This is a genomic window from Micromonospora sp. WMMD967 (genome assembly GCF_029626165.1).
In the GTDB taxonomy this organism is placed as follows: Bacteria; Actinomycetota; Actinomycetes; order Mycobacteriales; family Micromonosporaceae; genus Micromonospora; species Micromonospora taraxaci.
In genome coordinates this window covers 4,070,597-4,082,955 of record NZ_JARUBK010000001.1, presented here as the reverse complement: position 1 = coordinate 4,082,955, position 12,359 = coordinate 4,070,597, and the positions used below count along the sequence as shown (strand labels likewise).

The 12,359-nt window shown below is 70.7% G+C and carries 9 protein-coding genes and 2 pseudogenes; 3 read left to right on the top strand and 8 right to left on the bottom strand.

All coding sequences use genetic code 11. The annotated features are described in order from the left end of the window. Positions 1–6: 6 nt before the first annotated feature. Positions 7–666 (bottom strand): MSMEG_1061 family FMN-dependent PPOX-type flavoprotein, encoded by a 660-nt coding sequence (locus O7631_RS18860; RefSeq protein ID WP_278145405.1) that lies wholly within the window; start codon positions 664–666, stop codon positions 7–9. A 250-nt stretch (positions 667–916) separates the two neighbouring features. On the opposite strand from O7631_RS18860, the gene O7631_RS18855 reads away from it, so the two are divergent. Both O7631_RS18855 and O7631_RS18850 read left to right on the top strand, forming a co-directional pair. Beyond that, positions 917–3,091 (top strand): UvrD-helicase domain-containing protein, encoded by a 2,175-nt coding sequence (locus tag O7631_RS18855; RefSeq protein ID WP_278145404.1) that lies wholly within the window; start codon positions 917–919, stop codon positions 3,089–3,091. Positions 3,092–3,207: 116 nt separating this feature from the next. Beyond that, positions 3,208–4,434 (top strand): PQQ-dependent sugar dehydrogenase, encoded by a 1,227-nt coding sequence (locus O7631_RS18850; RefSeq protein ID WP_278145403.1) that lies wholly within the window; start codon positions 3,208–3,210, stop codon positions 4,432–4,434. Between the two features lie 108 nt (positions 4,435–4,542). On the opposite strand, the gene O7631_RS18845 is transcribed toward O7631_RS18850, so the two are convergent. The 7 genes and pseudogenes from O7631_RS18845 to O7631_RS18815 form a co-directional block, all read right to left on the bottom strand. Next, positions 4,543–5,379, bottom strand: coding sequence for a CocE/NonD family hydrolase (locus tag O7631_RS18845; protein WP_278147970.1), 837 nt, complete (start codon positions 5,377–5,379; stop codon positions 4,543–4,545). Between the two features lie 21 nt (positions 5,380–5,400). Next, positions 5,401–5,547 (bottom strand): annotated as a pseudogene (locus O7631_RS18840) (CocE/NonD family hydrolase); the annotation flags it as partial. A gap of 121 nt (positions 5,548–5,668) precedes the next feature. Continuing rightward, positions 5,669–6,199 (bottom strand): annotated as a pseudogene (locus tag O7631_RS18835) (CocE/NonD family hydrolase); the annotation flags it as partial. Between the two features lie 354 nt (positions 6,200–6,553). Continuing rightward, the gene (locus O7631_RS18830) at positions 6,554–7,132 is read right to left on the bottom strand and encodes a TlpA disulfide reductase family protein (RefSeq protein ID WP_278145402.1); all 579 of its coding nucleotides are present in this window, start codon (positions 7,130–7,132) and stop codon (positions 6,554–6,556) included. Continuing rightward, positions 7,129–7,563: a hypothetical protein gene (locus tag O7631_RS18825; protein ID WP_278145401.1), complete on the bottom strand. Its 435-nt coding sequence runs from the start codon at positions 7,561–7,563 to the stop codon at positions 7,129–7,131. The genes O7631_RS18830 and O7631_RS18825 overlap by 4 nt, the downstream gene beginning before the upstream one ends. Before the next feature lie 85 nt (positions 7,564–7,648). Further along, positions 7,649–9,691 (bottom strand): M6 family metalloprotease domain-containing protein, encoded by a 2,043-nt coding sequence (locus O7631_RS18820; RefSeq protein ID WP_278145400.1) that lies wholly within the window; start codon positions 9,689–9,691, stop codon positions 7,649–7,651. A gap of 181 nt (positions 9,692–9,872) precedes the next feature. Continuing rightward, positions 9,873–10,790: a dihydrodipicolinate synthase family protein gene (locus O7631_RS18815; RefSeq protein ID WP_278145399.1), complete on the bottom strand. Its 918-nt coding sequence runs from the start codon at positions 10,788–10,790 to the stop codon at positions 9,873–9,875. Positions 10,791–11,028: 238 nt separating this feature from the next. Between O7631_RS18815 and O7631_RS18810 the strand changes: the two genes are divergently transcribed. Next, complete coding sequence (locus O7631_RS18810; protein WP_278145398.1) at positions 11,029–12,258, top strand: PucR family transcriptional regulator; 1,230 nt, start codon at positions 11,029–11,031, stop codon at positions 12,256–12,258. Positions 12,259–12,359: the final 101 nt, after the last annotated feature.

The window sequence follows — 12,359 nt, the reverse complement described above, 5'->3', positions numbered from 1 at the left end:
GGCCTCTCACTCGTACCGGTACCTGAGCGCGTCGGCCTCCGCCTGCTCGATGTCGGCGATCGTCAGATCCGGCATGCGCAGCTGGGCCAGCGTCACCTCGGCCGAGGTCGGCTGCGCGTCCGCCGGCAGCCACTGCTCCGGCTTCCAGGCCCCGCTGCGCAGCAGCGACTTGGGGCAGTGCGGGTAGACCTCGTCGATCCCCACCACCAGCGCGCTGGCCGGCGGCTTACCCACTGCGGTCAGCTGCGACAGCAGGTCTGGGCGGGTGGAGACGCAGGCCCGACCGTTCACCCTGAGGGTCGTGGTGCGCCCCGGGATGACGAACAGCAGCCCGGCGCGCCCGGTCGTCACGATGTTCTGCAGGCTGTCCAGGCGCTTGTTGCCCGTCGCGTCCGGTATCGCCACCGTCCGCGCGTCCAGGACGGCGACGAAACCGGCGGGGCCGCCGCGTGGTGAGACGTCACAGTTGCCGTCGGCGTCCACGCTGGCGACCAGGACCAGCGACGAGCAGGCGATCAGCTGCCGGGTCTGCTCGGTGAGCTCGGTCATCTGCTTGCGTACGGCCGCGTCGCTGGGAAGTGCGTAGGCCCGGCGCAGCGTCTCGTGGTCGCGGACAGCGTCCAGGCACAGCGAGTCGAAGGCGCTGGTGGCAGGGGCTGACGTCATACCGCCGACCCTAACGGACCGTCTCGGCGGAGGACGTCCCGAGAACGCCGACGAGATCACGCCAAAATAGGAGTGTCAATAAGAGAATCGTTATTTGTCGCGGCCACAGGCAGCTCGGAACCGCAAGGAATTGAGATGCCCCTCTCTGCCGATACGTTTCCTGGTCGATGCGGAAGACAACTCCTATGCTTGCCGCCGAATGCACTGCGGCTCATCCGGGCCGAGGGGACACCACTGCGAGGACTAGCGAATGCGCCGGAAGTCTGCCCTGAGCGACGGCACCACCGGGGTCAGCGACGTGCCACCGGACGGCGAGCCGCCGGCCTCCACCACGGAGGGCGTCGCGCGCCGGTCCGCGGTCGCCGAGGAGCAGGCGTTTCTCGACCTGGCCACAGCCCAGCGCGACAGGCTGGTCGACCACCTTCAGGCCGAGCTTTCGTCGGATGCCCTGGACCCGTTGGAGCAGGCCCGGCAGCGGATGCTCCGCCGGCAGTACGAGGAGCTACGGCGCGCACGGGAGGGGCTGGTCTTCGGCCGGCTCGACGGTCGTGACGGCACGGTGCGACACGTGGGCCGGGTCGGTCTCCGCACCGACGGCGAGGACGCTGAGCCGCTGCTCCTCGACTGGCGCGCTCCCGCAGCTCGCCCGTTCTACACCGCGACGGCTGTCGACCCGCAGGGTCAGGCGCGGCGCCGTCACATACGCACCAGGGATTCGGTCGTCGTCGGCGTGGACGACGAGCCACTGGACGGGACGGTCAGCGGGGAACTCGTGGGTGAAGGCGCGCTCCTCGCCGCCCTCGACCAGCGGCGTACCGGCCACATGACGACGGCGATCTCCACCCTGCAACGCGAACAGGACGACATCATCCGGGCCGAGGCGACCGGTCCGCTGATCGTCCAGGGCGGTCCCGGCACCGGTAAGACAGTTGTCGCCCTGCACCGCGTCGCCTACCTGCTGTTCGCCCACCAGAGGATGGCCGACCAGGCCGTCCTGGTCCTCGGCCCTTCGCCACGGTTCCTCCGGTACATCGCCCAGGTGCTGCCCGCGCTCGGTGAGACCGCCGTCGTCTCGGCGACCTGCGACACCCTGCTACCGGGGATCCGCGTGGGCCGCGACGAGAGCAGGCTCGTCGCCGAGATCAAGGGCCGCGCGCTCTGGCAGCTCGCGCTGGAGAACTACGTTTCGTCGCTGCTCCCCCGGCCGCGCGAGATGACGTTGCGCTGGGAGGGTGAGTCCTATGTCATCGCAGCCGAACTGGTGGCGCAGGCGCTCTCCTCGGCGGTGCAGGGACGCCCGTACCACCGCGCCCGCGCGGCGTTCGCCGAGCAGTTGCACCACCTCCTCGCCGAAGCCGTCGTCGAGCATCGCGAGGCGCTGATGGCAGAGATGGAGGAGGGTTTCGAGGACATCCTCGCCCGCGTCGACAGGGACATGCGGCAGGACCACCATGCGGGCCGGAAGCCCGCCGGCAGCGACATCGACGGTTTGCTGTCCGAGGAGGAGGTCGAACACCTCCGTGACCGGATCGCCGAGAACGCCACCATCGCCCGGTTCGTCGAGGCATGGTGGCCCACCCTCGACGCCGGGACCCTGCTGGGTGGTTTCCTGACCGACCGTGCCCTGCTGACCCGGTTCGCACCGCAACTGTCCCCCGAGCAGGTCACCGCCGTCTCGGCCGAGCCTCCCCAGTGGGCGTCGAGCGACATCCCCCTGATCGACGCTCTTGCCGACCTGCTCGGCGAGGTCGACGCGCCGCAGCCACAGGGCGAGTTCGTCGCCGACCGCGCTCGCCGGCAGCGCGGGTGGGTGTACGGCCACGTCGTCATCGACGAGGCGCAGGAGCTGTCCGAGATGCAGTGGCACATGGTGCTGCGGCGGTGTCCCAGTCGCTCCATCACGGCGGTCGGCGACATCGATCAGGCGGAGGCAGCGCACCGCCACACCAGCTGGGCAGAAGCGGTGCGGGCTGCTTTCGGCGACCGCTGGACCGCCGCGGAACTGACCATCTGCTACCGGACCCCGCGTGAGGTCATGGACCTCACCGCACCGGTCCTGAAGAGGGCGGGCAGCCACAACACGCCGCCGCGGGCGGTACGCTCCTCCGGCGTCACCCCCTGGGAACTCACGATCACACCCGGCGAGCTTGCCGGCGCCGCCGCCCAGGCTGTGCGACAGCTGCGGCAACGGTGGTCCGGCGGCACGGTCGGCGTGATCGCCCCCGCGGACCACGTCACCGAACTCCTGGCCGTACTGGATGACGTGCCGGTGCTCACCGCCACCCAGTCCAAGGGGTTGGAATGGGACGCGACGCTGGTCGTCGACCCCCACCGGATCGCCGCTGAGCCGCGTGGCTGGAACGGTCTCTACGTCGCCCTCACCCGCTGCACGCAGGAACTCGGCCAGCTGATTCTCACGCGGTGACCGACGAAGAAGCCGCACGCACAGGCTCCGAAAAGGTTGGATATCGACTCGATTCGATGTAGCGTGGGAACGCTCCCAGACCGCGTCCACCACCACCTTGATCGAGGAGCTGACCCATGTCGCGACGACGTCGTCGCCCGGCCACCATGCTGGCCGGGCTGCTCATCCTCACCCTGTCCGCACTCCTGTCGCCGCCGGCGTCGGCGACCGGCAGCGCCGCCGGCCCGTCCCGCACCCGTGCGGTGCCCCTCACCGAGCTGACCGTGGTATCCGAGCGGGTGGCCTTCGGTCTGCAGCGCCCGATCGCGATCACCGGGCTGCCGGACGGCCGGATGCTGATCGCGGAGAAGGCCGGCACCGTCCGCGCCTACCACCCCGACACCGGCCTGGCGGCCGACCCGGTGCTCGACCTGACCGCCCGGGTCGACACGTCGGACAACGAGCGCGGCCTCCTCGGCATCACGCCCGCGCCGAACTTCGCGCGCACCGGGATGCTGTACGTCGCCTACACGAGCCTGCCGGCCGGCACGCTGACCCTGGCGCGGGTGCCCCTCGGGGCGCCCGACCGGTTGCAGGTGCTGCTCACCCAGGAGCACCCCGAGTACGGCAACCACAACGGTGGGCAGGTGGCGTTCGGCCGCGACGGCTACCTCTACTGGTCGACCGGCGACGGCGGCGGCGCGAACGACCCGTTCAAGTCGGGCCAGAACCTCGGCACCCTGCTCGGCAAGATTGTGCGGATCGACGTCAACCGCTCCTGCGGCGGAAAGCCCTACTGCGTACCCTTCGACAACCCGTTCGTCCGCACGCCGGGCGCGCGGCCGGAGATCTGGGTGTACGGGCTGCGCAACCCGTGGAAGTTCTCGATTGACCCGGTCGACAACTCGCTGTGGATCGGTGACGTCGGCCAGGGCCTGATCGAGGAGATCAACCACATCCGCCCGTCGCAGCGTGGCGCGAACCTCGGCTGGTCCTGCCGCGAGGGCACGCCGGTCTTCGACCAGACGCAGTGCCGGCCGGGCGTGCGGCTCACCGACCCGATCGCCGAGTACGACCACTACATGACGGAGAACTGCTCCATCATCGGCGGTCTGGTCTACCGGGGGTCTGTCACCCCGGAGGCGCGGGGGACCTACATCGCGAGCGACTACTGCTCGACCCGCGCGTTCGCCATCCGTCCCAAGTCCACGGGTGGCTACGAGTCCGCCGAGATCGGCACCTTCCCCACCCAGCCGACGGCGTTCGGCGCCGACGTGAACGGCGAGCTGTACGTGCTCAGTGACCTCCCGGGGTGGCTGAGCAAGGTGCGGTTCGAGCGCGTCCCGCTCCCCCAGCAGGGCTGACCAGGCACCGACAGCGGGACGGCCCGGCGATCGACGACCCTCCACGGAGGGTTGATCGCCGGGCCGTCCCCGTGCGGAGCCGCGCCGCGCGGCCCGCCGGTCAGCCGGTCACAGGCCGGCGGCGTGTGCGGCGGCGGTGCCGCCGACAACGGGAAGGACGATGTTGCTGCTCTTCAACGCGACCCGCAGGTTCGCGGCGGTGGTGTCCGCCTGGCTGGAGTACTGCGGGTAGCTGGCCACGATGATCACGCCGATCCGGTGGCCGGGCTTGAAGACGTAGTCCTCCGGCAGCAGCGGGAAGCTGAAGTTGTACGACTCCCCCGGCACCAGCGGCACACCGACGCGGATCGACTGCCGGTTCTGGGCGTCCATGATGCCCTTGGTGACCAACTCGTAGTCGGCGGTGGCCACCCGCTTCGCCGTCTGCTTGTAGCAGCCGTCGTCCGTCGGGCTGCTCTCGCCCCAGCAGTCCGACGTGTCCAAGGTGATGATCCCCTCGCCGGAGGCACGGTGTGCGACCCGCTCGTCGGTGCCGTAGTCGACCAGGATCGCCCCGAGGTTGGTGTCGGTCTGGTCGGCGGAGGCCCGCAGCTGCACGGTGGGGGTGCCGGAGATGTGCAGCGGCGCGGTCAGTGGCGCGGAGAGGAAGGCCAGCCGGTTGGGCTGCACCACGTCCGGGTTGAGGATCATGGTGTTCTGGCTCTGCGTACGGTTGTCCTGGAAGGCCCCGGTCGCCGGCTTCGCGGTGGGCACCAGCCCGAGACCACCCGCGCCGGTGGTGCCGGGCTGGAGGAACACCTCGGTGTCGGCCTTGCCAGGGATCGGCCAGTCGGCGTGGGTCTCCCACACGTCGGCGGAGCGCTCCAGGTCCACCCGCGGTTCGTCCATGATGCCGTTGGCGACGCCCTGCAACCAGAAGTCGAACCACCGGTGCAGCGTCGACACCCACACCGCGCGGCGTGAGTCGAACGGGTCGACGTGACCCTCCTGCGACAGCCACAGCTTGCGCGGAACGTTGTTCTCCGCCAGGGCGTACCAGAACTTGCTGAAGTGGTCCGGCCGCACGTTGTCGTCGTTGAGGCCATGGTAGAGCAGGACGCTGGCGGTGAACGTTGGGGACCTTCTTGACGTAGCTGCGCTCGTTCCAGAAGGACGTGTAGTCGCCGTGCTCGTCGCCGTCGGCGGCGCCGATCGCGTCGCGCACCGGCTTGCAGTAGTCCCGGCGCTCGGGGTTGGTGACCGTGTTGGCGAGCGACGACACGTAGCTGTTGCCGCGGGTCACCACGCCGTTGCTGCGCACGTAGTCGTAGTACTCGGTCGGTCCGCTGATCGGCACGACGGTGGTCAGGCCCTTCACACCGGTCACCGCCGTGGCCATGGCCAGCGAGCCGTCGTACGACTTGCCGATCATTCCGGTCTTGCCGTTGTGCCAGTCCGCCTTGACGATCTGACCGGCGGCGTTACGGGCGGTGGCGCGACCGTTGAGCCAGTTGATGGCCTGCTTGGCGCTCAGGTTGTCCTGGTTGGCGTTGGTGGTGGGGCAGCCGGTGGAGTTGTTGGTGCCGACCATGTCCAGCAGGATGACCGCGTAGCCGCGTGGCACGAAGTAGTTGTCGTAGAACAGCGGCCACTTGTCCAGCAGCCCGTCGCCGTCGAGGTCCGCCTTGCACTCGGACTCGTTGCCCCGGCATACGGTCGAGTAGTAGGGGCTGGCGTCCATCACCACGGGAGCCTTGAGGCCCTGCGCGGTGGCGGCCGGCCGCATCAGGTCGAACGCGATGATGTCGCGCAGACCGTCGTTGTCGCTGTCGAAGGTGGAGTCGATGAAGAGGCGCTCCCGGATGGCGTCGGCGTAGCCGAACACCGGCTGGGTGACACCGTCCTGGACGACGATCGACGGCGGGTCGTCGGCCGCCTGCGCCTGCGGCGCCGCACCGAGGGCGGCGAGCACTGTCGCGGACAGTACGGCCACGCCCGTGCGCCAGCGCGTTCCCCTTGTAGCCATGCAGTCTCCTTGATGTGTCCGAGGTTGCGTAACGCTACGAGCTGGTGGTCTGTGCCACCACCTGCACGTGTAGGAACTTCGCCGGGTGTGGTTCGACGGGGCCGAGGTCCCTGGCTACGGCTGGCCGGCCAGCACCAGCTCCCGCAGCCGCTGGTCGAGTGCCGGGGCGTCCAGGCCGCCCGGCCAGCCGCGAAGCAGGGCACCCCCCTTGGCCACCAGCACGACGGCCGGCGGCTCCCGCACCGCGTACGAACGCGCGATCGTCTGCTGGTCGTCGAGGACGACCGGATACTCCACCCGGTGGGCGCGGAGGTAGTCCTGGACCTCGTCGGCCTGGTCCGCGCCGGCCACGCCGACGAAGACCACCCGGTCCCGGTAGCTGCGGGCCAGCTCGCTGAGGGCCGCCTGGCTGTCGGCGCAGGTGGTGCACCAGGAGGTTAAGAAGGTGAGCACGACGGGACGCTGCGCCCACACGTCGGCGACGTTGAACGGTGTGCCGTCGGTCAGCGCGCCGGTGAACGCCGGGGCGGCCGGGGCGGTGCTGGGCGCCGGGCGCAACGCCAGGTCGGCGGGGACCGGCCCGGGCAGCGCCGCCGCTCCTCCGACGGTCGGCGGTGCGGGCGCGGGCTCGGGCGTGCTGCATCCGACCAGCAGTGCCGCCGCCAGCACCATCGGCAGGAGTGCCCGCCTCATGACGGGACCACCGCCACCAGCGCCGGGCCCTCGCTGCTGTCCGACGTCAGGTCGAGCGGCGGCCGGCCGTCCACCTCCAGCCGGTAGGAGTCGCGCTGCGGCACGCGTACCGGGATGGCGAACTCGCAGTAGGTGGGTAGGCGCTCGACCCCGAGGTCCTCGGCGAACGCGGCCACTGCGGTCCCGGCCGTCAGCTCACCGCTGGCCACCGCCGCCCCGTCCGGGTCGAGGACCCGGAACGGCGACCGGTTGTGGAAGTGCTGGTACGGACCGGTGCCGGCGCAGTCCACCCCGGCGGCCCGGATGTTGATGTCGCGGACCAGGACGCGGACAGTCGTCGGGGAGACCGCCTCCTCGGCGGCGCCGACGGCGCCGCAGCCGGTCGCGCCGACCAGCAGCAGGGGCAGCAGAGCCATGGTGCGTCGCCGCACGTCATCCTCCTCTCGCCCGCCTGCCGGGTCCGCGGCGGTAGGCCGCCGCGGACCCGGCAGGAACGGGGTCAACCTCGGGCGCGGGTCAGGACTTCTCGACCCGGCACTGCTTGGTCACCGTCTTCGTCGGGTCGCTCTCCGAGGTCGCGGTGAGCTTCACGAAACCGGTCTGGGCCGCGGCGGCGGTGGCACCCACCGACACCTTGACAGTGGTGGCCTTGCCGAACTGCGCGGTGGCGAGCTGGTTGGGCAGCCAGGTCCGCCAGCCCTTGCCTGCCACCTCCGCCGACAGGCGGTAGACGTCCGACTTCAGGTACGCGCTGACGTCCTCCGGGTGCTGCTGCCCGCCGGCCGAGTACGTACCGGTGTTGGTCAGCTCGAACGAGCAGGTCACCCCACGGTTGGTCGGCTTGCCGCCGCCGGTCACCTCGCCCTTGCCCAGTGCCACGTCGTGGCTGCTCGGCCCGCCGCTGCCGTCCAGCGAGCGCACCGCCACCGTGTAGGACAGCGAGCCGGCCGCGTCCCGCTTGAGGTCGATGATGTAGAAGTGCAGTCGGTTGGCCTCGTCGACGTACTCGTACTGGCTGCCGGTGTCCGCGCCGGCGTGGAACAGCGCGTCGGAGAGCTGCCGGTAGTCACCCATGGTGATCTTCTGCGGGGTGCCGTCCGGCCGGTAGAAGTCGATCATGTTGATGTCCTGCGGGTTGGCGTCCACCACCCACTGGAACGGCGCGCTGTCGGCGTTCTTCGTCTTGCTCAGCAGCACGCCGCTGTCCGGTGTGAACGAGTCCGCGCCCATCCGGTCGACGACCTCGACCGTGTAGTTGTTGAAGCTTCCACCGTCGCAGAGCGGGTCGGTGCTGACCCCGCACGCCGGCGACAGGTCCTTGTTCAGCGCGATGTTCACGCCGCTCAGACCCTTCGGGCCGGCATCGACAGCCCGGGCCGTGACCTGCGCGACCACCAGGCCCGAGGAGGCCAGCGACTCCCGGGACAGCCGCAGCACGTGCTCCTCGCCGAGCAGGCCGATCTTGAGCTTGTCCCGCACCGTGTGCAGCGAGCCCATCGAGCCGCCGTTGGTGGGTGGGATCTGCCAGCGGGTGTGCGGACCGCCCGGGCCGTTGAAGGACCCGCGCGACATCATGCTCCAGATCCCGGTGTACGCCCTGCGCAGCGGCTCACCGTACGGGTTGTTGTAGTTGTCGCCGATGCCCAGCAGATGGGTCAGCTCGTGGGCGTAGACGCCCATGCCCGAACTCTCCCCCTGCGTCGAGGAGCCGCCGCCGGCGTTCGGCCACAGCGTCGCCGCCGCCTTCCACGAGGTCCAGTCCACGTAGCGGGTCTTGGCCCAGTTCGGCAGGTTGGGGTCCGGCGGGCCCCAGGCGTCCGGCACGTCCTCCTTGTTCTGGAAGATCATCTGCCCGAACTCCTGCCAGGTCGACGACTCGTCCTGGCCGGCGCTGAGGATGAACACCAACTCGTACTGGTTGGCGACCTCCTCGCCGACGGCCGCCCGCCAGGCGCCCAGGCCGTCGGTACGGATGTTCTTGCTGCACACGTCCCCGCTCGGGCAGGCGCCCGGGTTGAACCCGTTGTCCAACCCGTACTGGTAGGACTTGGCCGGCATCTGGTACGGCCCGAACCCGGTGAGGTCGACGCCGTAGCGGCCGTTGGAGTCCTGCATCCAGTACTCGTGCAGGGTGTGGCCCTTGTTGAGGGTGTTCGGAGTGTTCAGGAAGTCCTGGTAGAACTTCGGCACGTCCGCGCGAGGGATGTTGGTGGCGACGGACTGGGGGTTGCCGAACACCGTCGAGCGGGCCCGCTGGGAGACCGCGAACGTCTCGTCGGGATAGTCGAGCGCCACCAGGGCGATCTTGAAGTTGCGGACCGACCCCGACACGCTGGGGTCGGCCCAGTTCTTGCCGGGCACTGCCTTGTAGTCGTTCCAGGTCATCGTGTCCGGGTTCTGCCACGCCTGCGGGTCGAGAACCTGGAACGGCGCGGTGCCGCCGGCCGGGTTGGCCGGGGCGGCGGCGGCCTGCGCCGCCCCGGTCGCCACGAGCGTGGTCACCACGGCGGCGGCCAGCACGGCCCGCCGCAGCCGGGTTCGATGGGGGGTACGGTGCACGGAACCACCTCTCGTCGGAGGAAAACGCGGTGCCGAAGTCCCGGTGAGGGGGTATCGCGGGACAGCTGTCGGCAGGCCGCGCAGCGAATCTAGGAGGGCGGGCCGGTGCCGGTCACCGTGCAGATGTCGGCAGGTGGGCCGGCGACTTCCGACACCTGAAGGACCGGCGCCCGTCGGCGGATCAGCCGGGGCGGCCCCCGGAGGCCGGTTCGACGGTGGCCGCGAGGGCCCGCAGCACGTCCCGACGCACCCGGTCGGCGGCAGCCACGGGCAGGGGTCCACGCGGTGGGCGGCACCGCCCGCCGAACCGCCCCGCGCAGGTCATGGCGAGTTTGACGGCCTGCACCGACTCCGGCCGGGAGGCCCAGCCGAGGATCGGGTGCAGCTCGGCGTAGAGCGGCAGCGCCCGGCCCAGGTCACGGGCGACGCCCAGCTCGTACAGGCGCACGGCATGCCGGGGCAGCGCGTTGGGCAGGGCGGCGACCCATCCCGTGGCACCACACAGCACCAGTTCGAGGACCACGTCGTCGGCGCCGACCAGCACGTCGACGTGCGGGCAGAGGTCCCGCAGACGGTGCAGCCTGCGTACGTCACCGGTGACCTCCTTGACCGCGACGATCCCGTCGATCTCGGCGACGGTCGCCAGCAGGTCCGGGGTGAGGTCGATCCGACTGGCGCACGGTTCGTTGTGGGCGACCACCGGCAGGCCGACCGCCGCCACCTCGCGGTAGTGGGCGACGACGTCGGCGTCGCGGGCGGCAGGCCCGTCGGGTGGTCGTGCGAGCACGCCGTGGGCGCCGGCCTCGGCGGCCTGCTCCGCCCAGCGGCGGGCCTGCCTGCTGCCGTAGCCGCCGACGCCGGGCAGCACCGCGCAGCCGGCGGGCGCCGCTTCCACAGTCGCCCTGACCACCGTGGCCCGCTCGTCGTCGGAGAGGGCCCGGTACTCCCCCATCGACACGCACGGCGCGACCCCGTGGCATCCCTCGGCGGCGAGCCACCTGACGTGTTCCTGGAGTTGGTCGACGTCGACCGACAGGTCGGCGCGAAACGGCGTGGTGACGGCGACCAGCACGCCGCGCCAGGGCCTACCAGTTTCCACTCGGACGTCCCTTCTCCGCCGGCACCGCCCACTGCCGGGGCGCTGGCGCGGTGCGTATCGGGAACCCTAGGAACGCCCGTCGCCTCCGGTCTTCGGACAGATGCCGGAAGCGTCGCGACGCCGGCCGTCTTTTTGTCGCGAGTTCGAGAGTGGACCTTGCGCGATGGCCTGTCCGCACCGGAGGGTAAGGACTGGCGGTCGCGCGATCCCTGTCACGCAGCGCAACCATGGGAGTCGTATGCACGGTGAGCTCCAGCGAATCGTCGACGCCGTCGCCGCCCGGGTGGGGCGACCCGCCCTCATCGAGGACCGGCGTCAGCGGGTGGTCGCCTACAGCGAGCACGACGGCCCGATGGACGAGGTCCGCCGGACGTCGATCCTGCGCCGGCAGACCACGCCGGAGGTGATCGCCTGGTTCCGGGGCATGGGCGTGCTCACGGCGTACGCCCCGATCCGCACCCCCGCGTGCCCCGACCTGGACCTGCTGGCAAGGGTCTGCGTGCCGATCCGGCACGACGACCTGCTGCTCGGCTTCGTGTGGTTCATCGACGCGGACGGTTCGATGACCGACGCCGACATCGCGACGGCGACCGGTCCCTTCGCCGATCTGTCGCTGGCCCTGTACCGGGAGAACCTGCTCGGCGAGCTCGCCTCGCAGCGGGAGACCGAGGCCACCCGTACCCTCCTGGTGGAGAGTCGGCAGGCGCGCGAGCACGCGGCGCGGGCGCTGCTGGAGGAGGGCGTGGTGGCCGGCGACGGGTCGACAGTCGCACTGGTCGCACAGCTCGTGCCGGCCGGCGGGCGGCAGCCCGACGAGGTGGCCCGGATCGCCCTGGAGCAGGCGTTGGTCACCACGCGCCGCTGGATCGGGGTGCGGGAGTCGCTACACCTCGTCTGGCACGACCACGGGGTGCTGCTGGTCTGCGGCGACCGGGTCGCGGGCCGCCCCTCGCCGGAGGTGGCCGCCGGGCACCTGGACGAGGCGTTGGGGACCGCGACCCGGGGTCTGGCCTCGGTGGAGCGGACGGTGACCGGGATCGGCCAGTCCCGCGCCGGCCTGTCCAGTGCGGTGGAGTCCTACCAGGAGGCCGCGCAGGCCGCCCGGGTCGGTGCGCAACTGCCCGCGCTGGGCCGGGTGGTCTCCTGGGCCGGCCTGGGCATCTACCGAGTTTTGTCCCAACTGGACAGTCAGCATCTCGACGTCGCGGGCGTCCACCCCGGGTTGGAGCGGCTGCTGCGCGACGACGCCCACCAGGTGCTGCTGGAGACCCTGGAGGCGTACCTCGACCTGGCGGGCAACGCGCACGCGACCGCCGAGAAGCTCCGGCTGCACCGGACGACCCTCTACTACCGGCTGCAACGGGTGGAACAACTCGCCGGGACGGACCTCAAGGACGGCAACGAGCGGCTGTGTCTGCACCTGGCCATGAAGCTCGGTCGGCTCAGCGGCAACTACCGTACGGCGTGACGGTAGTCGGGCGGGTGCGCTGGCCCTCGCCGCGCCAGGATCTGTAAACAACCCTTGATATTAATCGTCACGGACGTCAATATGTGGAGGTCGCGGGTCGC

Coding starts and splice junctions, on each gene's coding strand:
- O7631_RS18860 (WP_278145405.1), bottom strand. CDS start 666: ATGACGTCAGCCCCTGCCACCAGCGCCTTCGACTCGCTGTGCCTGGAC.
- O7631_RS18810 (WP_278145398.1), top strand. CDS start 11,029: ATGCACGGTGAGCTCCAGCGAATCGTCGACGCCGTCGCCGCCCGGGTG.
- O7631_RS18830 (WP_278145402.1), bottom strand. CDS start 7,132: ATGAGGCGGGCACTCCTGCCGATGGTGCTGGCGGCGGCACTGCTGGTC.
- O7631_RS18855 (WP_278145404.1), top strand. CDS start 917: ATGCGCCGGAAGTCTGCCCTGAGCGACGGCACCACCGGGGTCAGCGAC.
- O7631_RS18850 (WP_278145403.1), top strand. CDS start 3,208: ATGTCGCGACGACGTCGTCGCCCGGCCACCATGCTGGCCGGGCTGCTC.